This is a genomic window from Kitasatospora sp. NPDC022856 (genome assembly GCF_055561235.1).
On the sequence record NZ_JBVHHE010000002.1, the window covers coordinates 21,378 to 47,955 of the forward strand.

19 protein-coding genes, 3 tRNA genes and 1 pseudogene are annotated in these 26,578 nt (G+C 75.1%); 10 read left to right on the top strand and 13 right to left on the bottom strand.

The features are described 5' to 3' along the window. The first annotated feature begins 173 nt into the window (after positions 1-173). From ACZ34W_RS03100 to ACZ34W_RS03125, 6 genes and pseudogenes are all read left to right on the top strand, one after another. Positions 174-1,706, top strand: a complete 1,533-nt coding sequence (locus ACZ34W_RS03100) for a hypothetical protein (RefSeq protein ID WP_465601225.1) — start codon at positions 174-176, stop codon at positions 1,704-1,706. 77 nt (positions 1,707-1,783) lie between these two features. Beyond that, positions 1,784-2,776, top strand: a complete 993-nt coding sequence (locus tag ACZ34W_RS03105; RefSeq protein WP_329488650.1) for an SDR family NAD(P)-dependent oxidoreductase — start codon at positions 1,784-1,786, stop codon at positions 2,774-2,776. Positions 2,777-2,849: 73 nt separating this feature from the next. Further along, positions 2,850-3,557 (top strand): annotated as a pseudogene (locus tag ACZ34W_RS03110) (nucleotidyltransferase family protein); the annotation flags it as partial. Positions 3,558-3,691: 134 nt separating this feature from the next. Next, entirely contained in the window at positions 3,692-4,597 is a 906-nt protein-coding gene (locus ACZ34W_RS03115; protein WP_465601229.1) for an NAD-dependent epimerase/dehydratase family protein, read from the top strand. Further along, entirely contained in the window at positions 4,594-5,289 is a 696-nt protein-coding gene (locus tag ACZ34W_RS03120; protein ID WP_329488652.1) for a spherulation-specific family 4 protein, read from the top strand. Before ACZ34W_RS03115 ends, ACZ34W_RS03120 begins: the two co-directional genes overlap by 4 nt. Positions 5,290-5,611: 322 nt before the next feature. After that, complete coding sequence (locus ACZ34W_RS03125) at positions 5,612-6,349, top strand: endo alpha-1,4 polygalactosaminidase (protein WP_329492166.1); 738 nt, start codon at positions 5,612-5,614, stop codon at positions 6,347-6,349. 54 nt (positions 6,350-6,403) lie between these two features. Here the strand turns inward: ACZ34W_RS03125 and ACZ34W_RS03130 are convergent, their stop codons facing one another. Then, complete coding sequence (locus ACZ34W_RS03130; protein WP_329488653.1) at positions 6,404-6,604, bottom strand: hypothetical protein; 201 nt, start codon at positions 6,602-6,604, stop codon at positions 6,404-6,406. A 173-nt stretch (positions 6,605-6,777) separates the two neighbouring features. Between ACZ34W_RS03130 and ACZ34W_RS03135 the strand changes: the two genes are divergently transcribed. Continuing rightward, positions 6,778-7,743: an aldo/keto reductase gene (locus tag ACZ34W_RS03135; RefSeq protein WP_465601234.1), complete on the top strand. Its 966-nt coding sequence runs from the start codon at positions 6,778-6,780 to the stop codon at positions 7,741-7,743. 64 nt (positions 7,744-7,807) lie between these two features. On the opposite strand, the gene ACZ34W_RS03140 is transcribed toward ACZ34W_RS03135, so the two are convergent. The 6 genes from ACZ34W_RS03140 to ACZ34W_RS03165 form a co-directional block, all read right to left on the bottom strand. After that, the gene (locus ACZ34W_RS03140; RefSeq protein WP_465601237.1) at positions 7,808-8,860 is read right to left on the bottom strand and encodes a C40 family peptidase; all 1,053 of its coding nucleotides are present in this window, start codon (positions 8,858-8,860) and stop codon (positions 7,808-7,810) included. Then, positions 8,857-10,113 carry an SPFH domain-containing protein gene (locus ACZ34W_RS03145; protein WP_465601240.1) on the bottom strand — a complete coding sequence of 419 codons (1,257 nt, stop codon included), beginning with the start codon at positions 10,111-10,113 and terminating at the stop codon, positions 8,857-8,859. The genes ACZ34W_RS03140 and ACZ34W_RS03145 overlap by 4 nt, the downstream gene beginning before the upstream one ends. A gap of 184 nt (positions 10,114-10,297) precedes the next feature. Further along, complete coding sequence (locus ACZ34W_RS03150) at positions 10,298-13,558, bottom strand: Ig-like domain-containing protein (RefSeq protein ID WP_465601243.1); 3,261 nt, start codon at positions 13,556-13,558, stop codon at positions 10,298-10,300. Positions 13,559-14,152: 594 nt separating this feature from the next. Then, positions 14,153-14,228, bottom strand: a tRNA-Arg gene (locus ACZ34W_RS03155). Between the two features lie 33 nt (positions 14,229-14,261). Next, positions 14,262-14,337: transfer RNA gene (locus ACZ34W_RS03160), tRNA-Arg, on the bottom strand. Positions 14,338-14,554: 217 nt separating this feature from the next. Next, positions 14,555-14,648 (bottom strand) — tRNA-Ser (locus ACZ34W_RS03165). A 176-nt stretch (positions 14,649-14,824) separates the two neighbouring features. Here ACZ34W_RS03165 and ACZ34W_RS03170 point away from each other — a divergent pair. Beyond that, on the top strand, positions 14,825-18,469 hold the full coding sequence (locus tag ACZ34W_RS03170) for a hybrid sensor histidine kinase/response regulator (protein WP_465601246.1): 3,645 nt from the start codon (positions 14,825-14,827) through the stop codon (positions 18,467-18,469). Positions 18,470-18,534: 65 nt separating this feature from the next. Here the strand turns inward: ACZ34W_RS03170 and ACZ34W_RS03175 are convergent, their stop codons facing one another. Continuing rightward, positions 18,535-20,196 (bottom strand): long-chain fatty acid--CoA ligase, encoded by a 1,662-nt coding sequence (locus ACZ34W_RS03175; protein ID WP_359804069.1) that lies wholly within the window; start codon positions 20,194-20,196, stop codon positions 18,535-18,537. A 284-nt stretch (positions 20,197-20,480) separates the two neighbouring features. Continuing rightward, the gene (locus ACZ34W_RS03180) at positions 20,481-20,870 is read right to left on the bottom strand and encodes a DUF4259 domain-containing protein (RefSeq protein WP_329488660.1); all 390 of its coding nucleotides are present in this window, start codon (positions 20,868-20,870) and stop codon (positions 20,481-20,483) included. A gap of 102 nt (positions 20,871-20,972) precedes the next feature. Between ACZ34W_RS03180 and ACZ34W_RS03185 the strand changes: the two genes are divergently transcribed. Then, positions 20,973-21,170: a hypothetical protein gene (locus tag ACZ34W_RS03185; RefSeq protein WP_465601250.1), complete on the top strand. Its 198-nt coding sequence runs from the start codon at positions 20,973-20,975 to the stop codon at positions 21,168-21,170. Positions 21,171-21,268: 98 nt separating this feature from the next. Here the strand turns inward: ACZ34W_RS03185 and ACZ34W_RS03190 are convergent, their stop codons facing one another. Continuing rightward, a complete protein-coding gene (locus ACZ34W_RS03190; RefSeq protein WP_465601252.1) occupies positions 21,269-22,516 on the bottom strand; it encodes a hypothetical protein in 1,248 nt (415 codons plus the stop codon). A 62-nt stretch (positions 22,517-22,578) separates the two neighbouring features. Next, positions 22,579-23,457 (bottom strand): DUF1906 domain-containing protein, encoded by an 879-nt coding sequence (locus ACZ34W_RS03195; RefSeq protein ID WP_465601255.1) that lies wholly within the window; start codon positions 23,455-23,457, stop codon positions 22,579-22,581. Between the two features lie 152 nt (positions 23,458-23,609). Here ACZ34W_RS03195 and ACZ34W_RS03200 point away from each other — a divergent pair, with 152 nt between their 5' ends. Beyond that, the gene (locus ACZ34W_RS03200) at positions 23,610-24,677 is read left to right on the top strand and encodes an EamA family transporter (RefSeq protein ID WP_465601257.1); all 1,068 of its coding nucleotides are present in this window, start codon (positions 23,610-23,612) and stop codon (positions 24,675-24,677) included. Positions 24,678-24,745: 68 nt separating this feature from the next. Here the strand turns inward: ACZ34W_RS03200 and ACZ34W_RS03205 are convergent, their stop codons facing one another. Together ACZ34W_RS03205 and ACZ34W_RS03210 are read right to left on the bottom strand one after the other, a co-directional pair. Next, complete coding sequence (locus tag ACZ34W_RS03205; RefSeq protein ID WP_465601260.1) at positions 24,746-25,504, bottom strand: pyridoxine/pyridoxamine 5'-phosphate oxidase; 759 nt, start codon at positions 25,502-25,504, stop codon at positions 24,746-24,748. Between the two features lie 481 nt (positions 25,505-25,985). Next, positions 25,986-26,315, bottom strand: a complete 330-nt coding sequence (locus ACZ34W_RS03210; protein ID WP_329488666.1) for a hypothetical protein — start codon at positions 26,313-26,315, stop codon at positions 25,986-25,988. Positions 26,316-26,578: the final 263 nt, after the last annotated feature.

A 26,578-nucleotide genomic window follows, 5' to 3' on the forward strand; every position in this document is an offset into this window, starting at 1 on the left:
AGCGAAGCGAGGTGGGCGCGTGAACGACCGCAGGGAGCGAACCATCACAAGCTGCGCGTCCCGCGAAGCGGCTGCCGAGCGAAGCGAGGTGGGCGCGTGAACGACCGCAGGGAGCGAACCATCACAAGCTGCGCGTCCCGCGAAGCGGCTGCCGAGCGAAGCGAGGTGGGCGCATGAGCGGCCCGCTCCGCCTGGTGCCCGACGAGGCCGGCCCCGACTGGGCCGAGCAGACCGTACAACTGCGCACCCTCCCGAGGGGGCGCCGCCGGCCCGTACTGCCCGCGCAGCGGCCCGTCCCCGAGCCCGAGGAGCAGCTGGAACTCTCCCCGGACCCACTGGACGAGCTCGCCGAGCGGCTCGCCGACGTCTGCGCCGACGCCGTCCACCCCTACGAGATCGCGGCCTTCCTGGAGTCCGACGGCCTCTCCGACGAGCAGGCCGGGCTGCTGTACGGCCGCCCCGACGCGTTCACCGTCGCCGAGGAGCTGTTCGAGAAGGTCGAGCGCCGCTACCCGGGCCCGAGCTCCGAGTTCGCCAACCCCTGGCGGGCCGACCCCTGGCGGTGCGTCGTGCGCGGCCTGGTGTTCGCCCTGCCCGGCCTCGGCTACCTGCTCGGCGCCAACCTGTTCGCGGCCACCCGGATGCGCTTCGGCCTCCCCTCGGGGATGCTCGCGCTCTCCGTCGCCACCCTGGTCAGCTGGTCGTGGAACCAGGCGCTGGCGCACCGCTCGTACGCCTGGCTGGGCCGCGGCCGGCGGCGTGCGGCCGGCGTCTGCCTGGCGGTCGGCGCACCGCTGGGCGCACTGGTCGCCGCCGTCGCCGGGTACGTGATCGGCGGTCCGCTCGGTGCGCTCTGCTTCGCCGCCGGGCAGTCCGGCTACCTGGCGGCGGCCACCGTCCTGCTGGTGCTCGGGCGGGAGAAGTTCCTGCTGGTGGCACTGGCACCGTCGGCGATCGGGGCCGGCGTGGTGCTGGCCGTGGACGTGCCGCAACTCGTCCGGACGGTCGTGCTGCTGGCCTCGCTCACGCTCGCGGTGGGCCTGGCCGGCCGGGAGATCGTCCGCTGTCTGCGCAGCGAGCAGGACACCACGGTGCTCGGGCTCCCGCTCCGCAAGGAGGTGCCGCACCTGCTGTTCGGCCTGGCCGTCGGCACCCTCACCATGATCGCCGGCCTCGGCACGACCGTCCACCAGGCGGTCCGCACCGGGGCCGCGGAAGGCGCGTCCGCCAGCCCGACGGGGCCGGCCATGATCGCGCTGACGCTCAGCCTCGGGCTCGCCGAGTGGCTGCTGTTCCGCTACCGGGCGATGGCCGTGGCCGGGCTGCGGACCAGCCACACCCCGGCCGCGTTCGCCCGCCGCACCGCCGGCGTGCTGCTCGGCTGCCTGTTCATCTACCTCACCACCGTGGCCGCGCTGGACGCCGCCGCCACCGTGCTCTGGCCCGGCGCCCCGGCGCTCGGGGTCCCGGAGCTCGGTGCGCTGCTGCTGCTCGGCGGCTCCCTCTGGCTGGCGCTGCTGCTGAACGCCTTCGGGTTCAGCTGGAGCACCGCCCTGATCTGTCTGGCAGCCGCGGGCGCCGAGTGCGCCGGACTGCTGACCGGTGTCGACCCGACCGTCCTGCAGCTGATCGGCTGCGGGGCCGCGGCCGCGGTCCTCACCGCCATCGCCGGGCCCGTGCTCGGCCGCACCACCAGGCACCGCTGAACCACCCCAGTGCTGGGTCACCACCGTTCCGCGCCCAGCCGTCCCCACCCGTACCAGAGCAGAAAGCGATCTACCGGATGAGCAACGTCGCCGTTACCGGAGCCGAGGGCTTCATCGGCTCCCACCTCGTCGAGACCCTGGTCGCGGACGGCCATCAGGTCCGCGCCATGGTGCAGTACAACTCCTTCTCCTCCTTCGGATGGCTGGAGACCCTCCCCAAGGAGGTGCTGGACTCCGTCGAGATCGTCCTCGGCGACGTCCGGGACCCGGGCTCCGTCACCGGCTTGGTCAAGGGCACCGAGGCGGTCTACCACCTGGCCGCCCTGATCGCGATCCCGTACTCCTACCGGGCTCCGCACTCCTACGTCGACACCAACGTCACCGGCACCCTCAACGTGCTGGAGGCGGTGCGCCACCTCGACGTGCCGCGCCTGGTGCACACCTCCACCAGCGAGACCTACGGGACCGCGCAGACCGTGCCGATCACCGAGGACCACCCGATCAACACCCAGTCCCCGTACGCCGCCTCCAAGGCCGGCGGGGACCGGCTCGCCGACAGCTACTACGCGAGCTTCGAGACCCCGGTCGTCACGCTGCGCCCGTTCAACACCTTCGGCCCGCGCCAGTCGATGCGCGCCGTCATCCCCACCGTGATCGCCCAGGTGGCCGCCGGCGAGCGCGAGATCACCCTGGGCGACCTGCGCCCGACCCGTGACTTCACCTTCGTGAAGGACACCGCCAACGCCTTCCGCACGGTCGGCACCGCCCCGGCCGAGACCGTGGTCGGCAGGACCTTCAACGCCGGCACCGGCGGCGAGATCTCGGTCGGCGACCTGGTCGTCCTGATCGGCAAGCTGATGGGCGCCGACCTCACGGTGAAGGAGGACGAGCAGCGCATCCGTCCGGCCAACTCCGAGGTGATGCGCCTGGTCGCCGACGCGACCCGGCTGCGCACGGCCACCGGCTGGGCCCCGGAGTTCTCCCTGGAGCAGGGCCTTGAGCAGACCATCGAGTTCTTCCGTGACCCCGCCAACCTGGCGCGCTACAAGACCGACATCTACAACGTCTGACCTGCCGCACCTCACTGGCAGCACCGGCAACCACAAGGCTCCTGTCGCACCATACTTCCGTGGGGGAAACACCATGCACGCAGTGATCCTGGCCGGTGGCAAGGGCGTTCGCCTTCGTCCCTACACCACCGCCCTCCCCAAGCCGCTCGTCCCGATCGGCGACCAGCACGCGATCCTGGAGATCGTGATGCGCCAGCTCGCCGCGGCGGGCTTCACCTCCGTCACCCTGGCCATCGGCCACCTCGGCCACATCATCCGCGCCTACGTCGGCAACGGCTCCCAGTGGGGGCTCCGGGTCGGCTACGCCGTCGAGGACAGCCCGCTCGGCACCATGGGCCCGCTGCTCACCATGCAGGACCGGCTGCCCGAGCACTTCCTGGTGATGAACGGCGACATCCTCACCGACCTGGACTTCGCCGGGGTGCTCAAGCACCACGAGTCCTCCGGGGCGCCGCTCACCATCGCCACCTACGCCCGCCAGGTCAAGATCGACTTCGGTGTGCTGACCACCGAGTCCGGCTCGATCACCGGCTTCCAGGAGAAGCCGACCATCGACTACCGGGTCTCGATGGGTGTCTACGGCGTGTCGCGCTCGGCGCTCGCCGCCTACACCCCGGGCCTGCCGCTGGGCTTCGACGAGCTGGTGCTCGACCTGCTCGCCGCGCAGACCCCGCCGGCCGCCTACGAGTTCGGCGGCTACTGGCTCGACATCGGCCGCCCGGACGACTACGACCGGGCCAACGCCGAGTTCGCGCTCAACCGCTCGGTGCTGCTCCCGGGCGAGCCCGAGGGCCTGTACGCCGTGCCGAACAGCCCGGGAGCGGCGGTCCCGGCCGCCCGCACCGCGGCGGACGCCGCCGACGGGCAGCCGACGGCCTCCGCCGCGACGGGCCCCGAGAACGACGGACGGGCCGCGTGAGAATCCTGCTGCTCGGCGTGGACGGCTTCCTCGGCCGGCACGCCGCCACCGTCCTGCGGTCACTGCCCGGAGCCACCGTGCTGACCGCCGGGCGGCGGCCCGACCACGACCTGTGCCTGGACCTCGCCACCGCGCAGGCCGGTCCGCTCGGCGAGGAGCTGGCCGCGCTCGCCCCGGACGCGGTGGTGAACTTCGCCGGCGCGGTGTCCGGCAGCGCGGTCACGCTCGCCGAAGTCAACGCGCGCGGCCCGGCCGTGCTCTGCGAGGCCCTGGCCCAGGGCGCGCCGAAGGCCCGGCTGGTGCACATCGGCTCGGCCGGCGAGTACGGCGTCTGCGAGCCCGGCAGCTCCCTCGCCGAGGACGCCGACGCCCGCCCGGTCGGCGTCTACGGCGCGACCAAGCTGGCCGGCTCCCTCGCGGTGGCCGGATCGCCGCTGGACGCCGTGGTGCTGCGGGTGTTCAACCCGGTCGGACCGGGCGCACCGGCCGGCTCGCTGCCCGGCCGGCTCGCCGCCGAGCTGCGCCGGGCCGCGCCGCAGGGCGCCGACGGCGTGGTGCAGGTCGGGGACCTCTCGGCCCACCGCGACTTCGTCGACGCCCGGGACGTCGCCCGCGCGGTCGGCCTGGCCGTCGCCGCCGAGCACCCGCTGCCCCGGGTGCTCAACCTCGCCTCCGGGCGGGCGAAGCCGGTCCGGGCGATCGCGGACGGCCTGGCCGCCGCGGCCGGGTTCACCGGCCGGATCGACGAGAGCGGCGCCGGCTCCGAGCGCTCGGCCGCCGTCTCCTGGCAGCAGGCCGAGGTCTCGGCCGCCGCCCGGGAGCTCGGCTGGCACCCGGAGACGGACCTCGCCGACACCCTGCGCGACCTCTGGCTCAGCACCGATCCCCTGGTCACCGGATGACCGGCGCGAGCCCTGTCGACGGCCGCCTGCTGGTGCCGCTGTACGTCCACCCCGCGGTGGACCCGGCGGCCTGGCAGGCGGTCGCCGCCGCCGACCCGGGCCGGATCGCCGCCGTCGTGCTGAACCTGGCCGACGGCCCCGGCGCCGTCCCCGACAACGTCTTCGCCGAGGCCGCCGACGAGCTGCGCAAGGCGGGCCTCCCGCTGCTCGGCTACGCCGACACCGACTACGGCCGACGACCCCACGCCGCCGTCGTCGACGACATTCTGACGTACCGTCAGCGACACGGCATCACCGGCGTCTACCTCGACCAGGTCGCCACCCACCCGGGTGCGCTGGCGCACTACCGGCGGCTCGCCACCGCGGCCCGCGCCGCCGGTTGCGCGACCGTGGTGTTCGGCCACGGCGACCACCCCGATCCCGGCTACGCCGAGGTCGGACTCGCCGACCTGCTCGTCACCTTCGAGGGGGACTGGGAGGCGTACCGCGCGATGACCCTGCCGGTCTGGACCGGCCGGCACGCCGCGGCCCGGTTCTGCCACCTGGTGTACGACGTCCCCGCCGAGGAGGCCGGGGAGGCCGCCGCGCTGATCACCGCCCGCCGGGCCGGCGTCGGCTGCGCGGTCCCGGGCGCCGGGGAGAACCCCTGGAGCACCCTGCCGCACGCCCTGGCCGTCACCGAACCGACCTGACCCCAACCGGAGTTCGAGTACCGTGACCCGTCCCACCCGGCCCCTGCTGGCCGCCCTCGCCCTGACCACCGCCCTGGTGCTGACCTCGTGCAGCAGCTCTGGCCAGGAGGACGAGGACGACACCTCGGCCGACGCCACCGGCTCCCAGCCGCCCGCGGCCACCGCCGCACCCGTCCCGGGCACCCCGTCCGCACCCGCGACGACCGACCCCGGGACACCGAGCGCCCCCGGCACACCCGGCGCCCCGGCGCCCGCGACCACCCCGGGCACGCCGAGCGACCCGGGAACACCGGGCACGCCGCCGGCCCCGGGCACCCCCTCGGTGCCCGGCACCCCGGGCACGCCGGCGCAGCCCGCCGGCGCCCGCTGGCAGCCCACCCCCGGCCTCGCCTGGCAGTGGCAACTCGGCGGCGGGGTCGACCAGTCGGTGGACGTCCCGGTCTACGACGTGGACGGCTTCGAGACCGACGCCGCCGTGGTCGCCGCCCTGCACGCCAAGGGCCGGAAGGTGATCTGCTACATCAACGCCGGCTCCTGGGAGGACTTCCGCCCCGACGCCGCCGCCTTCACCAAGGCCCTCCAGGGCTCCGGCAACGGCTGGAAGGGCGAGAAGTGGTTCGACATCCGCAAGCTGGACCAGCTGAAGCCGCTGATGGCGGCCCGATTCGACATGTGCCGGAGCAAGGGCTTCGACGCCGTCGAACCGGACACCATCGAGGCCTACAACCAGAACAGCGGCTTCCCGCTGACCGCCGAGGACCAGCTGCGGTACAACCGCATGCTGGCCTCGCTCGCCCATGAGCGCGGCATGGCGATCGGCCTGAAGAACGACCTGGACCAGATCCCCGCCCTGCTGCCCGACTTCGACTTCGCCGTGAACGAGGAGTGCGCGCAGTTCGACGAGTGCGCCCGGCTCTCGCCCTTCATCCAGGCGGGCAAGGCGGTCTTCCACGTCGAGTACAAGCTCGGCACGGAGAAGTTCTGTGCCCGGACCAAGTCGCTGGGCCTCAGCTCTATGCAGAAGAAGTTGGAGCTGGACGCCTGGCGGAAGCCCTGCTGAGGCCCCGTCGGGGCAGCAGGGCGTACCGGCCCGCCAGGCACTCCGTCGGACGGATTACTTGACAGCCAGCCAGATGACGGCGCCCACCACGACCAGCGCGACGACGGCGATCACGGCGATCAGACCGGTCCGGTTGCCGCCGCTGCTGCTGCCATAGGTGGAGACGGAGCCCGGAGCCTGGGGTGCGGGGGTCTCGTCGACGAACGCCCGGAACATCTGGGTGTTGCCGGCGGGGTCGTAGTCGTTGTCAGCCATGGCACGGACTCTAACGAATCCGCCGACCCCGCCGACACCCCGGACCCTCCTCCGGCGCCCCGCCCCGCCCGCCGGCCCGGGCGGGGCGGGGCGGGGCGGGGCGAGTACGACAGGCACGTGAACTCTGCCGCGACCACGGAATGCCGGTCCGGGCGATCCGGTTGACTCGGGTCATGACCGAAATCCACAGTGACGCCCCCGGCCGGGTCCGGCTCGGCACCTCCGACCTCGCCGTCCACCCCCTCTCCCTGGGCGGCAACGTCTTCGGCTGGACGGCCGACGAACAGCAGTCGTTCGCCGTCCTGGACGCCTACACCGCCGCCGGCGGCAACTTCGTCGACACCGCCGACACCTACTCCTCCTGGGTGCCCGGCAACACCGGCGGCGAGTCCGAGAGCATCATCGGCGACTGGCTGCGCAGCCGCGGCAACCGCGACGACCTGGTGATCGCCACCAAGGTCGGCCTCCACCCCGAGGCGCGCGGCCTGAGCGCGGCCACCATCAAGTCCTCGGTCGAGGGCTCACTGCGCCGGCTCGGCATCGAGCACATCGACCTCTACTACACCCACCAGGACGACGACACCCCGGTGGAGGAGTTCATCACCGCGCTGGACGACCTGGTGAAGGAGGGCAAGGTCCGCGAGATCGCCGCCTCCAACATCGGCGCCGAGCGGCTCGCCGAGGCGCTGGCCTTCTCCGAGCGCGAGGGCCTGGCCGCGTACGTCGCCGTCCAGCCGCACTACAACCTGGTCTCCCGCGCCACCTTCGAGGGCCCGCTCGCCGACGTGGTCGCCGCGCACGGCCTGGCCACGGTGCCCTACTACGCCCTCGCCTCCGGCTTCCTGACCGGCAAGTACCGCCTCGGCGGCGGCGAGGTGGCCAGCGCCCGCTCCGAGGGCGCCTCCCGCTACCTGGCCGACCCGCGCGGCACCAAGGTGCTGGAGGCGCTGGACACCGTCGCCGCCGAGCACGAGGCGGAAATCGCCACGGTGGCCCTGGCCTGGCTGACCACCCGCCCGACGGTCGCCGCGCCGATCGCCAGCGCCCGCCGGGTCGAGCAGCTGCCGCCGCTGCTGGCCGCCGCCTCGCTGCGCCTCACCCCGGAGCAGCTCGCCCTGCTGGACGCCGCCTCCGCCTGACCCCGGCGCGCGGCGGCCCCCGGCGGAATCGATCCGCTCGGGGGCCGCCGCGCCGGACGCGCCGTTACGGGCGCCCGAAATGGGTCGGGTAGAAGCCGCTGCTGAGGGTGGAGACCCGCACCGTCTTCCCCGGCCGGGGAGCCTCGACGAACTTCCCGCCGCCGAGGTAGATCCCCACGTGGTGGATCCCGGAGGCTCGGCCGCTGTCCGACCAGAACAGCAGGTCACCGCGGTGAAGCTGTCCGGCGGTGATCGGGGTGGTCGCCGCGTACTGGTCGTCCGCCACCCGCGGCAGGCTGATGCCGCTGCGCCGGTAGGCCTGCTGGACCAGCCCCGAGCAGTCGAAGCCCGACGGGCCGTCACCGCCCCAGACGTAGGGCTTGCCGAGCTGGGCGAGTGCGTAGTCGATCGCCGACTGCGTGCTGCGGGAGGACGGCCCGCTCCCGGCGGCCGGCCGGTCGGGCGCCGGGTCCGACCCGCCGCCGGTCCCGCCGGTGCGGCTGAGGTAGATGTCGTAGTGGCTGGTGTACCGCCACTCGCCGCTGCCGTTCTTGAACCAGTACTTCGAGCCGTCCCAGCCCTGCCGCAGACCCGAGGACGACCCGCTCGACGACCCGCTCGACGAGGTGGGCGCCGGCGTGGACGCGGCGCCGTTGGAGACGGCCGCCTTACCGGATCCCCCGGACGCGCCGGTCGCGCCGGTACGGGCGGCGTAGACGTCGTAGTGGCCGGTCCAGCGCCAGGCGCCGTTCGCGGCCTTGAACCAGTACTTCGAGCCGTCCCAGCCCTGCTTGCCGGGCGCGGCGTGCGCGGACCCGGCACCGGCCGTCAGACCGACCACGCCGGCTCCCGCCAGCACGGTGGTGGCCAGGCAGGTGGTCCGCACGGCGCGGTGTATTCGCCCGCCACCGGACGTCCTGGCCGCCGGGCGGGCGGTGCGCGGCCGGGCCGTGCAGTTCGGGCAGCCGCAGCCCGCCACGGCGGGGATGCTGCCGAGCGTCTCCTCGAAACCGATCAGCGCGGCGCCGGCACCGGCGGACTCCGCCTCGAACTCGGCTTCGAACTCGGCCTCGACGTCGGTCTCGAAACCGCTCTCCGTGCCGATGGCTATCCTCATGCCGGTCGTCCTTCCTTCCGCCCGGCCCGGGCGGCCGGGGACGGTACCGAAGCGGCCACTCCGGCCGGGGCGACGAAGGCGACCAGCAACTGCTCCATCAGAGCGCTGCGGGCGGCCTCGTCCAGCTCGTGCGCGGTCGCGCGCTCCAGCCGGCGGACGGCGAGCGCCGCCGCCTCGACCGCGTCGTCCACCAGCACCGTGCGCAGGCCCGCGTCCAGGTCGGCCAGCCGGCGCCGGCGCATCGACTCGGCGACCTCGGGCGCGTAGTCCAGCGCGAGCGGCTGTGCCGAGTAGACCTCCAGCCCGGCCGGGGCGACCTCGGCGGCCAGCGCCCTGGTCAGCTCGTCGGCGAACCACTGGCCGTCGCGCAGCGCCGGGCCGGGGGCCGCGTTGCTGTCGCACGGCAGCATGGACGCCGTCCGGGTCAGCACCGCCTGCACCTGCTCGCGCAGGTAGTGCTCGTGGTCCTCGATCGCCAGCAGCGCCCGGGCGGTGTCCTTGACCCGCCAGACGATCAGCAGCCGCACGACGATCGGCGTGCCGGTCCGGTCGACCACCTTGACCGGCTCGCTGCGCCAGTGCCGCAGCCGCACGTCCACCCGGCGCCGGCGCAGCAGCGGGTTGACCCAGACCAGACCGGTGCGCCGGACGGTGCCGCGGTAGCGGCCCCAGCGGCTGAGCACCCGGGTCTCACCGCCCGCGTTGGCCAGCAGCCCGGCCAGCGCGAGGACGATCAGCAGACCGGCCGCGCTGACCGCGATGCCGGACCGCACCGTCACCTCCGCCCCGCCGCTGGCTCGCGCGGCGGCACCGCGCAGATCGGGCAGCGCCTCCCAGGACGGGATGACGCCGTCGTTCAGCAGGACCAGCACGACGGCGGTCACCCCCGCCAGCAGCGCCAGCAGCGCGATCCAGCCGGGCAGCACCGCGGCTCCGTGCTCGCGCAGCGCCTGGTCGGCGCGCGGGGGCCGGCGGGAGGTGGTCGCGGTGACCGCGCCGGCCGGGGTGGCCTCCGGCAGCTCCACCGCCTCCAGGACCGCCGTCTCCAGCGGGTCGCGCAGGTCGACCGGCGTGACCGCCGGACCGGGGACGACCGCCAGCGGCGTGGTCGCCGGCCCGTTGTCGACGGGTTTGCCCGTCTTGGGCGCCCTCGCCATCGGGCTGGAGCCGGAGGCGGAACGTTCCCGCAGGGTCGGCGGCAACGCCTTGGGCAGATTGTCGGGTCGCTGCGAAGAATCGCGGGTGACGTCCATGCACGGATCCTCGGGTTCGGTGTGTCGCGCAACGGGCGGCCCGGATCTGACGGGCAGTGCCAGAGTCAGGCTAAGTTCATACGTCATCAAATGCGACATTTGCGATAGAGCGTGTCGACATTTACTGACGAATCATCCGTAGCCGATCTGACGCGCAGGCACATGAGCGGATGGTCGGAGCGGTTCAGCGTCGTCGGGCGCCGGGGCCTCGGGCGAAGACCCGGCGGGTGATCAGGCCGACCCCGGTGAGCAGCAGCAGGAGACCTGCGAGCCCAGCGCGCCAGCCCTCCGACCGGGAGTGGTCGGACGCGGGCTGCGCCTGCGTCGCCCCGCTCTCCGGGGAGGGCTCCGCGGACTGCTCGGCCGGGGGTGCGGCCAGGGCCCGGGAGGTCTCGGGCGAGACCTGCCCGGCGGGCACCGCCGGCGCGACCCCGGCGGTCGGGGTGGCGGTGGCGGCGGCTGTGGGGACGGCCGCGGTGGGGGCGGTCGACGGGGCGGCCGAAGTGGCTGGAGTTGCCGAAGCGGCCGGTGAGGTCGGCGTCGCCGGGGCTGCCGGGATGGCCGTGCCGGTCGCACCGGAGGCGGACGCCCCGGCACCCGGGCTCGGGGCCGGTCCGGCGCTCGGGCTCGCACTCGCACTGGCCGGGGGCACCGTCCCGGCGGCGGGCGGGACGACGATCGGCAGCAACCCGGGCAGGACCGGCTCCGGGACGGCCTCGGCGGCGGGGGCGGCCGGGGCAGCGGAGACGGACAGGGCAGCGGGGACGGACGGGCTCGGCGGGGCGGGCACCGACGGCGAGACCGTCGGCACGGGCACGGCGGGGGCCGTCGCCGCAGGCCGGTCGGCCGACGGCGAGACGGCGGGCCCGGGCGGTGTGGGAGCCGCCGCCGCAGCCGGAGCCGCCGCGGACGCGGACGGCGCCACCACGGCGGGCGCGGAGGACGGCACCACCGGCGACGGCACCGCGACCGCCGGCCCCGACGCCAAGGGAACGGACGGCGAGGGAACGGACGGCGAGGGAACAGATGGCGAGGGAGCGGACGGTGACGGCGCGCCGGCCCCCGGAACCGCCGGGGCGGTCGACGCCGCCGCAGGAGTGGACGCCGGTGCCGAGGGCGACGGCGAGGCCACCGAAGGGGACGGCGTCCCCGGCGCGGGCGGGACGGCCGCCGCGACCCGGACGGTGACCGCGTCCGCCGCCGTCCCGTTGCCCGCCAGGTCGGTCGCCGTGACGACCAGCCACTGCTCGCCGTCCGTCAGGTCACGGTTGGCCGCGCAGGTCCAGCTGCCGTCGACGGCGGCGGTGGCAGCGCAGGCCACGATCCGCTCCGCCGAGGCCGAGCTGCCGGCCCGGGCGGTGACGATCACCCGGGCCCCGGGCTCGGCCCGGCCGCCCAGCTTCGGGCGCGCCACCCGGACCGTCTCGCCCGCCGCCGGCGTGGTCAGCACCGGCCGGTCCGGCGGCACGGTGTCGACGACCAGCGTGAAGACCTGGCCCGGCGTCCGGTTCCCGGCGGCGTCGACGGCGTTCGGCGTCAGCTGGTGGCGCCCGTCCGGCAGGTTCTCCACGGGCAGGCAGGACCACCCGCCGTCGGACCGCACCGCCGTGCTGCACAGCTCGCCGCCCGCACCGCCGCCGGCGCCGCCTCGTGCCCCGGCCGGCCGGTCGGTGACCGAGACGGTGCTGCCCGGCTCCCCCGTGCCGGTCAGCTGGAGGCCGGGGTCGTTGGTGTACTCGGGGAGGGTGAGCACGGGAGCCGTGGGCGGGGCGGTCTTCACGGTGACCCGGACCGGATCGCCGCGGAGCACCAGCCCGCCACTGGTGGTCTCGACCGGGGTGAGGGTGTGCGCGCCCGCGGTCAGCGGCCCGCTCGGCCGGCAGGACCAGTCACCGCCCTTCTCGACCCGGGTCTTGCAGACCACCGCGTCCCCGTCGCGCACCTCGACCGTCGCTCCGGCCACCGCCCCCTCACCGCGCACCTGCGGGCGGGCGTCGGCGACGACGGTGCCGTCGACCGGGGTGGCGATCTCCGGCCGGGCGGCGCCGACCGTCAACCTGATCCGCTGGTCCGAGACCTGCCCTGAGTCGGCGAAGCCGCCGGCCGACACCAACTGGGCCGCGTCGCGGCCGATCCGCAGCCGGGCCCAGGTCTCCCCCGACGACGCGTTGGCGGGGACGGTCCACTCCAGGGTCGCGCTGTCCGCCGTGGCCGGGACCTCGGTCTGCACCCGCTCGGCGGGGTCGAACCGGCCGTTGCGGTCGAAGTCGATCCAGCCGGCCAGGGTGGCGGGGGCGCCGCCCACCGCGACCGGGACGGTGACGCGGTAGTACCGGCCGATCGCGGCCTCGGCCGGGTAGCCGACGGCCGGGTCGCCGCCCTGGTACTCGCCGCGCCCGGGCTGGAGCCGGGGCGGTGCCGGGCTGGAGAAGACGCTGCGCCGGCCGGCGCCGTGGTCGAGCTGGACCACCGGCTCGCCTGCCGCGTCCGTGCTCCCGGCCGGGGTGGCGGGCGGCACCAGCGGGGTCGTGCCGGTGGTGGCGGCCCGCCGGCCGAGCCGGGCGGCGCTGCCGGCGTCCGCTCCGAGGAAGAGGTCGGAGAGCAGGTGGGAGGCGTTGTCGTAGCCCTGCGGGGCGGTGCCGACGCCCTCGTCCAGGGTGACGGTGTAGGCCTGGAGGAGCGGCGCCGGCGCGGGCGCGGCGGTGGAGCCGGCCCGGGCGGTGGAGCGCTGCTCGACCCGGAAGACGGCGGTGCGGAACGTCCCGGCCAGCTCCAGGCTGCCCTCGGCGGCGGATCCGGCCTCGGCCTCGGCGGCGGCGCCCGCCCCGGCGGGGGCCAGGCTGTTGCCGTCGACCGTCCAGCCCGGCCAGTCGGTCCGGTTGACCAGGGCGGGTGCGCCCGGTGAGCCGCCGGTGAGCGACAGACGCGAGACGGTGCTGGTGGCCCCGCCCTTTCCGGTGGCGACGGCGGAGAGTCCACTGACGTGCAGGCGGGGATTGCGGACCGGCCGGGAAAAGGCGATGCCGAGTGTTCCGACCGTGCGCCAGGAACCGTCCGTCTGCGGACGGTTGTCGGTGATCCGGAAGGTCTGCGCGGGATCTCCGGGCCGCAGTCCGTCCGTATAGAGGGCGGCCGCCCGACCGCCGCCGAACCGCTCTGCCAATTCCCCCGGCTCGGCCGCGACGTCGAATCCCGGGGCTGCGGAGAAATCGATGTGGACGGTGAGGCCGGAGGGAAGGACGGCACTCCGGTCCCCCGACCAGGTGTCGGGGGACTGCTGGGCGGCGGAGGTGGGCGGGTTCCAGCCGATCAGCAGCGCGGCCGCCAGAGCCGCCGAGGCACCGGCCGCCACCAGACGCGGCCGCCGCATTCCTCCCGTCCGGTACGCGGGCCGGGCCGGGGCCGGGGCGGACAGGGCGGCATCGCGGGGGAACTGTCGGCTCATCCGGCTCTCCTTCGGTATCGGCTGCCGGGGTGGCCGGGCAGTCTGGGCACAAGATCTGACAAAACGGAATCACGATCCTGGGCCGGTCATACTGCGACACCTGCGCTATCGGCCGGGTCCCACCCGTTCGGCGGTCATCCGACCGACAGGAAAGGATGTACCCGAAGGGAATGGATTTCATCCATTAGCGGCGTATCGCGGGGAATCCGGGGGATTCCGATCGGGCGCCGCGGACCGGTACCTGACCGTGCGTCGAGCGCTCCCGTTGCGCACCACCGGTGCGCACCAGCGGAGCGGACGATCGGTGCGCCCGGCGGAGCCGGCGCCCGCACCTATCCACGCCGCCAGCGACTTCGCGACCGTTCGACCACGGGGCCGGCTTCGCCGAGGGGCTCCACCGGCAGCCGTCCGAGCCCGGCCGTGGCGCCCTCGGCCCGGCCGCCCGGAAGCCGGAACCCGGAGCCCGCAGTCCGGCCGCGGCGGACGGCCGGGCGGTTCGGAGCCGGGCCGAGCGCCCGGGCCGCGCGGGGACCGACGGCCGACACGCGCCCGGAAAACGGAGAAGCCCCCGGCCGGTGGCCGGGGGCTTCTCGCTGGTGCGCTCAGCAGGATTCGAACCTGCAACCTCTTGATCCGTAGTCAAGTGCTCTATCCGTTGAGCTATGAGCGCAAGTGCCGGGCGGAACCCGGTCTTGCGAAGGTTTGGTGCGCTCAGCAGGATTCGAACCTGCAACCTCTTGATCCGTAGTCAAGTGCTCTATCCGTTGAGCTATGAGCGCTCGCCCTGGTGAACGTGCCAGCGGGGCGTTGCGGGGACAACATTACATGACCTGCGACGCGGGGCGAAATCGATTGATCCGGGCCCCGGAACGACCGGGCGGCGGCCCGATCCCCCGGCCCTCCGCGACCGGGCGCGCTCGGCGTCCGGCCCGGCCCCGACCGGGCCCCGGACATGCGAGAAGCCCCGCCGACGTGATCGTCGACGGGGCTCCCGACTGGCGGAGGCTGAGGGATTTGAACCCTCGATGGGCTTTAAGACCCAAACCGCATTAGCAGTGCGGCGCCATAGACCGGACTAGGCGAAGCCTCCCCACATGGATCGCGCCCGCGTGGCGGACTCGCTCCGTGTGCCAGTGATGATGCCACAACCCGAGGGCCCGGCACCAACCACCGCCAACGTTACTAGGCGGGTCGTCCCCACCGCAAAGAAGAATGAGATACTGCCTTCTCCGGAGGAGCTGCCCTGAGCCGAGGAGACCTGTCGACGTGAGCAGCAGGCCGATCCGAGGCGCTGCTCGCCTCGCCGCCATACTCGACGCCCTGCCCGACGCGTTGTTGCTGGTGAACAGCAACGGCACGGTCGTCGATGCCAACAGCGCAGCGGTCCAGGCGCTCCAGACACCCGGCACCTCACTGGTCGGCATGGGCGTACTGGACCTGCTGCCGGAGTTCGACCCGAGCCGGATCCCCGGCTCGATGCGGCCGAAACCGCGCGAGGACGACGCCCTCGACCGCCCGGTCCGGATGACCGCCCGCCGTACCGACGGCAGCACGTTCCCGGTCGAGGTCTCGGGCAACGACTTCGCCGACGACGGCGCGAGCGAGGGGCGGGGCTACGCGCTCTCCCCGCTCGTCCCCTACGACCCGTACCGCGAGGGCTCCCGGCCCTCCGGCAGCGACCTGCTCCTGCTGCTGGTCCGCGACCTCTCCAGCCGGCTCGGCGTCGAGGCGGAGCTGCGCCGTCAGCACAAGCAGACCGAGATGATCCTGCGGGCCGCCGCCGAGGGCGTGCTGGGCGTGGACCTCGAAGGCCGCTGCGTGCTGGTCAACCCGGCTGCCGCGCACATCCTGGAGTACCGGGCGAGCGAGCTGGGCGGGCGTGAGCTGCACCCGCTGATCCAGCACTCCCGGGCCGACGGCACCCCGCTGGCGCTGGAGGAGTCCGCGCTGCTGGACACCCTGACCTCCGGGCGCAAGCACCGGGTGCGCGGCACCGTGCTCTGGCGCAAGGACGGCCGTCCGGTCACCGTCGACCTCACCACCGCCCCGGTGCGCGACGGCGACCAGCTCGTCGGCGCGGTGATGACCTTCACCGACCGCAGCCGCGAGCTGGCCCTCGTCGCCCGCAACGAACACCTCACCGCCGTCCTGGAGAGCGAGCTGGGCGGCGCCCTGACCGCGCTGCACCGGCGGATCGACGCGCTCGCCGCCGACCCGGCCGGCCAGCTCTGGCCGGAGGCCAACTGGACGCTGCGACGGCTGGCCGACGAGTGCCGGCGGTTCGGCAAGCTGATCGACGGCGTCCTGGCCCACCAGCGCTCCGAGGCCGAGAACGCGGCCGGCGGCCCGGCCGACGACAAGGACGGCGCGAAGCCCGCCGCCGACCGGGTGCCGGTCGGCCTGGACAAGGTGATCCGCAAGGCCGTCGAGCACGCGGGCGAGCTGGTCGGCGCGGGTCGGGTGCGGTTCTCCGTGCACGCCGCCGCCGTCGAGGTGATCGCCGACCGGGAGCGGCTCGCCCAGGCGCTGGCCCACCTGGTCGCCGACGTCAGCGGGGTGGCGCTCTCGCTCGACGCCCCGCCCGCCGTCGGCTCCCCCGGACTGAACCCCGCCGGGACGGCCGCGCCGGCCCCGGCCGAGGGCGACGCCCCGATGGTGGTGCTCGCGGCCGCCCAGCGCGGCGACGTCGCCCGGGTGGAGATCCGCGGCCCCGGACGCGGCGGCAGCCCCGTCCACCTGCCGATAGCCCGCACGGTGGTCGAGCGCCACGGCGGCGTGCTCCAGCCGCACGAGCTGCCCGGCAAGGCCGGCACCACGTACGTCGTCGAGCTGCCGCTGGACCCGGTCGCGGCGAAGGCCGCCGCCGAACGCGCCTCGGCCGAGGGCCGGTCGGACCGGCCCAAGGAGGGCGACAGCGCGGTGCTGCCCGACCTGCCGGGCATCCCGCAGCTGCCCGCGGCCCGGCGCCCCGAGGACGACACCGAGAAGGCAGCGGCCGACGGCCCGGCACCCGCCGGGGCCTCCGACCCGGCCCCCGGACCGGAGCAGGCCGTGAACGAGGAGCCGGCGCAGCCGCCGGTGGCCGAGCGGCGCGGGCGCCGGGGCCGGCCGGCGGCCGAACCCGAGGCCGTGCCCGAGGCCGACGCGGCGGCCGCCGCCGACCGTTGGCCGAACGCCCCGGCACGGGTCGAGCGGGCCGTCCCCGAGCAGTGGAACGGCACCGGCAACGACCCCGCCTACGGGCGCCAGGGCGTGGGCGCCACCACCGCCCAACCGAGCGACCCGTGGGGCAAGGACGACGGGCGGTCCGGCACGGCGTACGCGGTGCCGGTCGACGGCCTCCCGGAGGAGCCCGCCGCGGCCGCTCCGGCGGCGCCGCGCGGCCCGTTCGCGCTCGGGCCCGGCACCGCACCCGCCGACCCCGCCCCACCGGCTCCGGCCGACACCCCCGCCGCCGGTACGCCGGCCGGCGGCACCCCGGCGACCGGCGTACCGGTCGGCCCGGCAGAGGGCGTTCCGGCCGAGGGCGTTCCGGCCGGAGCCGAGGCCTTCGGCCGGCCAGGCGCGGAGGGCGACGGCGCGGAGGCGCCGAAGCCGTCCCGGCGGCGCCGCGCGCTGCCGGCCAACGAGGACTCGTCGGGCGGGTTCGCGCTGCCCGGCATGCCCGAGTCCGCCCCGGTCTACCCCGGGCTGGAGCACGCGCTGCCCGCCGGTCCCGCGCCGGCCCCGCCCCAGCCGCCCGCCGCCCCGCCCACCGGCCGGCGCCGCCGGCTGGCCGTTCCGCCCGGCCCCGACACCGAGGCCCGGGAGGCCGCCGCGCAGCCGCCGTCGGCGCACGGATCGGCCGAGGGCGCTCCCGGCGCCCTGGAGCTCGCCCGGCCCGCGCTGCCCGCCGCCGGCTCGGACGGACCGGCCACGACCGGCCCGGACGGCCCGCAGCCGGTCGGCACCGGCCTGGCCGAGCTCGCTCCGCCGCGCCCGCTCGGCGCCCCCGGTGCTCCGGGCGGCTCCGGTACGGGCGTTCCGGCCGGACCGGCCGAGGCCTTCCAGGCCGCCGCACCGCAGCTGCCCGCCTCGCCCGAGGCCAGGACGGCGCCGCGCCCGATGGCCGAACTGCCCGCCGCCGGTCACGACGACCCCGTCGAGCACCCCGCACGCCCCGTCCCGGCCGGGGACGGCGGCCCGCGCCGGCTGCTGGTCTGGCCAGAGCCTGACCCGGCCACCCGGCAGGCCCTCCAGGACCGCGGCTACCGGCCGGTGATCGTCCGCTCCCGCGAGGAGGTGGACGCCCAGATCGCCGGCTTCCCCGCCGCGCTCTTCGTCGACCCGCTGACCGGCCCGATCACCCGGACCGCCCTGCAGTCGCTGCGCACCGCCGCCCTCAACAGCAGGGTCCCGGTCCTGGTCACCGCGGGCCTCGGCCAGGCCACCCGGGACGCCGCGTACGGCGCCGACCCCGCCGTGCTGCTGCGCGCCCTCGCCCCCCGGGACGGCGAGAACCACGCCCCCCGGGTGCTGCTGGTCGAGGGCGATCCGGACATCGCCGCCGCCATGATCAGCAGCCTGGAGCGGCGCGGCATGCACGTCGAGCACGCGGTGGACGAGACCGACGCCGTCGCCCGCGCCAGCAGCGTGCAGCCGAACCTGGTGGTGATGGACCTCTTCCAGATCCGCCGCCGCCGGGTCGGCCTGCTGGACTGGCTGCGCACCAACGACCGGCTGCACCGCACCCCGCTGGTCGTCTACACCTCGGTCGACCTCGACCCGCGCGAACTGCCCCGGCTGCGCACCGGCGAGACGGTGCTGTTCCTCGCCGAGCGCTCCACCAGTGCCGACGTCCAGTCCCGGATCGTCGACCTGCTCGGGCGGATCGGCGCGATGGGCGAGGCGGGCGTCGCGGCCGCCGGCTGACACGACCGGGGGCCGGCCACCCGTGGTGGCCGGCCCCCGGGCCCGGCTGTTCCCGCCGCTGTCCGCTACTCCTTGCCGAGCACCGTGACGTCCAGCTCGTCGGCCGCGTAGCCGGCCCGGATGACCTTCTTGTCGAACTTGCCGACCGAGGTCTTCGGCACCGCGTCGACGATCGCCCAGCGCTCCGGCAGCTGCCAGGAGGCGATCCGCTCGGCCAGGAACGCGCGCAGCTCCCGCAGTCCGGCCGTGGCGCCCGGCCGCAGCACCACGGTGGCCAGCGGGCGCTCGCCCCACTTCTCGTCCGGGACGGCGACCACGGCGGCCTCGGCCACTTCCGGGTGGGCCATCAGGTGGTTCTCCAGGTCCACCGAGGAGATCCACTCGCCGCCGGACTTGATGACGTCCTTGGCGCGGTCGGTCAGGGTCAGGTAGCCGTCCGGGGTGATGGTGCCGACATCGCCGGTGCGCAGCCAGCCGTCCTCGGAGAACTTGTCGTCGGGGCGCTCCGGGTCGTGGCCGGCGCCGCCGTAGTACGCGCCGGCGATCCACGGCCCGCGCACCTCCAACTCGCCCGCCGAGACGCCGTCGTGCGGCATCCGCTCGCCGCCCGGACCGGTCAGCCGGGCCTCGACGGAGGCCGGGAAGACGCCCTGGGTGACCCGGTACGGCCACTCCTCCTCGGGGGTGAGGCCGCCGGGGGCCTGGGCGAAGGCGCCGAGCGGCGAGGTCTCGGTCATCCCCCAGGCGTGCACGACCCGGATGCCGTGCCGCTCGTCGAAGGCCTTCATCAGGGCGGGCGGGCAGGCGGAGCCGCCGATGACCACCATGCGCAGGCTGGAGGTGTCGTAGTCGCCCGCGTCCAGCTCGTCGAGCAGACCGCTCCAGATCGTCGGCACCGCGGCGCTGACGGTGGGCCGCACCCGGGCGATCATCTCGGCCAGCGGCTTCGGCTGGAGGAAGCGGTCCGGCATCAGCATGCCGGCACCGGACATGAAGGCGCCGTGCGGGATGCCCCAGGCGTTGACGTGGAACATCGGGACGACCGGCAGCGCGATGTCGCGCGGGGTGAAGGCGAAGTTGTCGCCGGTGTTGACCTGGAGGGCGTGCAGGTAGACCGAGCGGTGACTGTAGAGCACGCCCTTCGGGTCACCGGTGGTGCCGGAGGTGTAGCAGAGCACGGCTGCCTGGCGCTCGTCGATGTCGGTCCGCCACGGGAACGTGGTGGGCCGTCCGGCGATCAGGTCCTCGTAGTCGTGCACGGCGCCGGTGAAGCCGGCCAGCACGGACCGGTCGCCGGGGCCGCTGACCACGATGTGCTTGAGGGTGGGGGCGAGTTCCGGCAGGACGGCCGCCAACAGCGGGAGCACGGTGCCGTTGACGATGATCACGCGGTCGGCGGCGTGGTTGACGATGAACGACAGCTGGCCCGGCGGGAGCCGCAGGTTGAGCGTGTGCAGCACCGCTCCCATGGACGGCGCCGCGAGGTACGCCTCCAGGTGCTCGGCGTTGTTCCACATCAGCGTGGCCACCCGGTCGTCCCCGGTCACCCCGAGCTCGTCCCGCAGCGCGTGGGCGAGCCGCGCGGCGCGCGCGCCGACCTCCGCGTACGTCCGGACGACCGGGCCGGTGCCGTCCCAGGTCGTGACGGTCGACCGTCCGTGGATGGTCGACCCGTGCTCCAGGATCCTGGCGACGGTGAGCGGGACGTCCTGCATCGTGCTGAACACGGGTCCTCCTTGACCGGGCGGCACTGCGGCGGCGACTGCGACGGTCACCGGGCGGCTACTGGGCGGTAATAGCGGCAGTCGAGCCCGATTGTGCCTCTCCACCTGCCCGCTGTCAGCATTCCGGCGCCGTTGCACGGGTCACGGATTCGCCGCGTCGGCCGGGGGCAGCGTCCTTGGGCGGCTCGGCCGTGGGCGAGGTCCTCGGGCCGTGCCCGCCGTGGGCGGGGTCCTCGGGCCGTGCCCGCCGTGGCGGGTTCCTCGGGCCGTGCCCGCCGCCCGTGACGCTACGGGGCCAGTCCGTCCCGCTCGAGCTCGCGGGCCAGGGCCGCCAGGTCGTCGAAGGTCCGCAGCAGGACGGCCCGCCGCTCCTCCTTGTGCCCGGGGGCGGGCTCCAGCCCGTCGATGCTCTGCTCCCAGACCGCCATGAAGTCCGCCTTCCAGCCCTCGATCGTGGCCGCGGCGGGCAGACCGGCGCCGACGTAGTGGCGGGAGGCGATCAGGTGGAGCAGTTCGAGGTTGCACGGGACGGCCGTGCCCCAGTACTCGTCCGCCTCCAGCTCGACCCGGTCACCGGCCATCGCCTGCTCGACCTCGCCGATCAGCCGGGCCGTGAACTCGCCGAGGTGATCGGCGGCCGCGTCGCTGTCGAAGTTGCCGCTGCCCCAGGTGCCCATGAGTCCTCCGTGATCGGGTCGATCGGTCAGCCCTGTTGTAGCGGGCCGCACTGACACTGCCGCGGCCGGTCGCACCGACAGCGGCACGCGATACTGGGCGGCATGAGCGACAGTCATGACGATCGCCGGGTACAGTCCGAGCCGGCCGGGTTCCGCGTGCCGTGCCCGTGCTGTTCCGACGGGGTGCGGACGCGGGCGCGGCTGGGCGTCCGGGCCGACCGCTCGGGTACCGGGCACATCCCGGAGACCTGCCGGGACTGCGACGGGCGCGGCTGGCTCTCCCTCGGCCTCCGGGACTGAGGCGCGCCCGCCGGCCCGAGCCGCCGAACCGCACCGGGTGGCCGGGCGGGGCCGGCGGTTGAGCCGCACCCGCGCGGGCGGGCGAGGGCGGCGACCGGTCAGACCTGCCGGTCGGGGCGGTACAGGCGGACGCAGACCCCGGGGTCCGGCAGGTAGGCCGGGTCCAGGACGTACCCCTGCTCGGCGGCGACCCGCAGGACGTGCTGGGCGCCCGCGCCGCGATAGGTCGCGAGGTTGACCCGGATCCGCCGGGGCGCCTCGGCGCCCTTGCCGTTGCCCGGGCGGACCTCGCGCGCGACGATGCGGCGGACGTGGCGGTCCCAGGCGGCGGCGCTGCCGGTGAACTCCGCCCGGAAGGCGCGCGGCCCGACCGCCCAGCGGGCGCCCCAGCGGTCCCAGTAGTCGGGCTCGGGGTGCTTCACCCAGAAGGCCAGCAGGCTGAGCACCCCGCAGACGGGGACGTAGGCGATCTGCAGCACGAGCATGAACGGCAGCAGGAACGCGGACCGGCCCGGCCGGGCGCCCCACGGCGTGCCCGGGGCGGCCGGCGGATCCTGCGGGCCGGGTGCGGACACCCGGGGCGGGGCGGGGTACCGGCGGCTCAGCCGGACACGCGCCAGGTCGCCGCCGGCGGGCACGCCCTGCCAGCCGTAGCGCTCCGCGAGCCGGACCACCCCGGCCGCGCCCAGGCCCCGGTAGAGGCGGACCGCCAGCTTGACCCCGACGGTGCGGCCGAGGTCGGCCCCGACGTCGCCGTCACCGGCGGCGTACCCCGCCTCGGCGAGCCGGATCCGGCGCTCCAGGATCGGGCCGACGTACCGCTCCCAGTCCTCCGGGCGGCCGGTGAGCTCGGCCTTGAGGCGGCGCGGTGGGACGAAGGTTCGGTTGACCTTCAGCCAGGAGTCGGACTCGGGGCCGGACGGGCCGCTGGCACCGGTCCAGAGCAGGATCGCGAACAGGGCGACCAGGGCGGCGATCCAGACCGGTGCGTAGATCCACTGGAGGGTGAACTGCAGCAGCACGGAGATCCGGCTGCGGCGCGGCCGGGGGCCGGGGAAGCCGCCGTCGAAGGACGCGGCGGCGGGTGCGGCGAGCCCGGCGGGCGCTGGTTGCGGTGGGAGCGGCTGGGCGTACGGGTTCGGCCCGGCGTACGGCTGGGGCTGGGGGTACGGCTGGGGCTGCCCGTACGGACTGGCGCCCGGGCTGTACGGCTGCGGCTGCGGGTACGGCTGCGGCTGGGCGTACGGGTTCGGGCCGGTGTACGGGCCGCTCTGCGGGTACGGCCCGGGCGGTGGGATCGCGCCCTGCCCACCCGCTCCGGCGTAGTGCCCCTGACCCTCCGACATGCCCGTCCCCCTCCGCGCGGCCGATCGACGGGACACCCTATCCGGCCCGGGTGCCCGGCCCGTCAGCCCGCCAGCGGCGCGTCCACCTGGTTGCGGTCGACGGTGAGCGTGGCGCCGCCGTACGTCTCCGTCACGTTGCCCCGGTACTGGTGGACGCGCTGACGGCCGGCCCAGAGGTCGGAGGTGAGGGCGCCACTGTCGGCGGTGTCCGCGTGGTCGTCCCAGCGGGCGTACCAGAGCGTGTCGGGCAGCGGGGAGCTGCCCGCGCGGGCGGCCGCGGCGAGGTCGGCGACGCCGGAGTCGAGGCTGGAGTAGAAGCCGGACCGGTAGCCGACCGCGTGCAGCCCCTGGGTCCAGCCGAGCGCGAAGTCGACGACGGCCTGGCCACAGGCCGGGTCCTGCATCGGGTACGCCTCGATGTCCAGGAACACCGGGCTGCCCTTGCCGAGCCCGACGGCCGTGAGGCCGCGGACCGCCTCGGCCGCTTCGGCCCGCCCCTGCTGGGCCGCGCGGGCCGGGTCGATCCGCTGCGGCTTGCCCTTGAGCTCGCTGCACGGCGCCTGCAGCCCGACGTGGACGGGGAGGAAGCGCCAGCCCATCGCCCGCGCCTGGCGAACCCAGTCGGCGGTGAGCCCCGGCTGGGCGCAGCCGCGCTGGGACCCGCTGGTGTAGATGCCGACCGCGCCGTAGGGGGAGGTGCCGTGCCAGGCCCGGAGGGTGTCGAGCGGGGGTGCGGTGCAGGCGTCGAAGGCCGCGCCGCTGTAGAGGTCGCGGACCCGCTGGGCGGGCGGGCCGGACCGGTCGGGCAGGACGGTGGCCCGGATGCGGGGTGCCGCGGCGGCCACCGGAGCGGTCGCCCCGGCGCTCACGCCTGCCCCGTCGATCGCGAGCAGGAGCACGAGGGAGGCGGCGGCCAGGGCCGCGGGGCGGAGATAGCGCACCCCGCCTTGATACTGACGGGCCATCGGACGAATACGGCAACCGCGCCGCACGCTCCGGCGAAGCTCACCCTTTCGGACGCACCCGTCCGCATCCGTCCGCATTTTGGTAACGAGCTTGCCCCCAAGTCACTCCTTACGGCAAACTCGCCACTATGCCCACGTCCCACACCGGCCAAACCACCTCCCCGACGCCGGCCGCCGCCGTCGCCGAGGCCCTTGCCATGCCGCCCGCCCCCAAGGGCGAGCCCGCCGGCGAGCGCGGTGGTTGGCGACGAGGCGGGGCCCCGGGCCAAGGGCTGTCACCGGGCAGGCGACCCGCCGAGCCGTCCGGCCGGCGGTACTCGAAGCTCGTGCGGCGCCCGGAGCGAATCCCGGCGCCGTTCCTGTGTCTGGCCGCGATGTTCCTGGTGCAGCTCGGCATCGCGCTGTCCAAGCCGCTCTTCGACCCGCTCGGGGTGAGCGGCACGACCTTCCTGCGGCTCGGGTTCGCGGCAGTGATCCTGCTCGCCGTCACCCGCCCCGGGCTGCGGGGCCGGCGGCCGCGCGACCTCGCCGCCGCCGGTCTGCTCGGGGTGGCGTCCGCCGGGATGACGCTGCTCTTCGCCGGAGCGATCGACCGGCTGCCGATGGGCACCGCCGCGACGATCGAGTTCCTCGGCCCGCTCGCGGTCGCGCTGATCTTCGCCCGCCGGGCCAGCCATCTGGTCTGGGCGCTGCTCGCGGCCGGCGGAGTGGCCCTGCTGACGCTGCTCGGCGAGGGCGGCGGCGGATCGTCGCTCGACCCGGTCGGCCTGGCCTATGCCTTCGGCGCGGCCGCCTGCTACGCGGCGTACATCCTGTTCACGGACAAGGTCGGCGCCGCGTTCCAGGGGTTCCAGGGGCTGGCGGTGTCGATGACGGTCGGCGCCCTGACCCTGGCGCCGTTCGGGCTCGGCCAGGCCTGGGACGGGCTGACCGCGCCCGGCGCCTCGCCGCTGACCCTGCTGCTCGCGGTGGCCGGGGTCTCGCTGCTGCTGCCGGTGATCCCGTACGCGCTGGAGATGACCGCGCTGCGACGGATGCCGCAGCGGGTGTTCAGCGTCCTGGTCAGCCTGGAGCCGGCGGTCAGCGCGCTGGTCGGCCTGGTGGTGCTGGGCCAGCTGCTCGGCGCGGTGCAGCTGGCCGGTATCGGCTGCGTTGTGGCCGCCAGCGTGGGGGCCACGCTCACCGGGCGGCGATGACGGGGCGGAGTGACGGGGGCGGAGTGACGGGGCAGCCTCCTGCACGGAGGGGCCCCGTCGGGCAGCCGTTACGGCCAGAGCAGGGTCCGCGACCACTCCGGGGTGCGGACCGGGCCCGTCCGGGTGTAGCGCAGCCGGACGTGGCGGCGGTTGGCGTCGCCCTGCCAGAACTCCACCTCGTGCGCCCAGAGCGTGTAGACGGCGTGCCCGGCCGCGACGGTGTCAGGAGTCGTCTCCAGCCGGCGGCGGGCGACCGCCTCCGCCTCGTCATACTCGGCCAGCGAGGCCAGCGGCTCACTCTGCCGGCCGACCAGCGCACCGACCCGGGCGGCCGGGGAGCGGGTGGCGAACTCGGCGGCCGCGACCTGGTCGGCGGCCCGCTCGACCGTGCCGCGGACCCGGACCTGACGGCCCAGCGGCGGCCAGTAGAGGGTGAGCGCGGCGGCCGGGTGATCGGCGAGCTGGCGGCCCTTGGGGCTGTCCGCGGCGGCCGAGAAGACCCAGCCGGTGCCGGAGGCGTCGACATCGCGCAGCACCAGCACCCGGGCGTCCGGCAGACCGTCGGCGTCCACCGTGGAGAGCGTGGCCACCTGCGGGTCCAGCACACCGGCCGCGAGCGCGGTCGCCAGCCACTCGGCGAAGAGCAGGCCGGGCTCGGCCGGTGCCGACTCGGCGTCGAAGGACGGCAGCGGGCGGGCCATCGGCGGGCGGCCGAGCAACAGCTCGGGTACGGACCTGGGCGCGGGCCTCGACTCGGGCCTCGATTCCGATCCCGGGGCAGGCCTGGCCTCGCCCGGGCCGCTCAGGCCCTCCTCCTCCGCTGCCATCGCGCCCTTCCTTCCGGTTGCCGCGGACGCAGCCCCTCGCCGGCGGGGCCGTCGGGGCCCCGGGCGCGAGGTGCGCTGTCGGAGCGCAACCGTACCGCCGACGGGTGACCGCTCGGTGCGCGCCCTCGTCGGGAGCGGGCGTAGGGACCGGCGCGAGCCGGCCGCGGGCGGCTTCCGGCGCGCGTGGGTGGCGGCCGCGCTCCGTCCGCGGCTCCGGGGCGCGGCGCTCCGGGCACGGCGCTCCGGGGCGCGGCGCTCCGGGGCCGCGCCTTCCGGGGCCGCGCCTTCCGGGCTGGGTGCGTGAACGCACTCGTGGGCGGTGCCGATCGACGGCACCGCCCACGAGGCCGGTTTGCGGTGACCCTTTCCGCTACCCGGTTCCCTGCATCGAGGTGTCTCACTTCGAGCCCCACCGCGAGCGCTCGACCCACTCGCGGTCACCCACCTCCGGCGCCCCCGCCGGCGGTGGCACCCGTTCCCGTCAGTTGAAGACCGGTGCAAAGACGATGTTGAAGTTCTTGTTGGACTGACCGGCCAGGATGGTGCCCGAGTTGTCCTTCACCGCGAGGGTGTTGGCCTGGTTCGAGGCACCGGACCCGGTGGCCGTCTGCTGGGTGGACACGTAATTGCCGTCGACGGAGCCGAAGACGTTGCCCGTGCCGACGTTGGACACCACCCCACTGTTGGAACCGTCGTTGGCCAGCGCGCCGTTGTCGGCGGCGGCGGCGCCGGCGCCCGCCAACAGCAGACCGGCCGCGAGCGGGGCCGCGACCAGAAGACCGGCCAGCCGGCGGTGGCGAGTGCGAACCATGAGAGCCTCCAAGAAAGCTGTAAATCGTGCATTGTGTGCGGGAGTTCGTCGGCCAGACGAACTCCTGCGGACTGCGACGCCGAGAGACAGACTTCCGCAACAAATCGACAAAGCACCACCTAGCGCCCCCGTTTTCGCCCGTTAGCGTGATATCCAGGGCGACGGTGAATAACGAGCGCTCCAGCGGACAGTGCGCCGACACACCGGCACTCACCTGGTATTTCGCCCGAACGGTGGCGCCTGGCGCGACGTTTGGGAGCGGC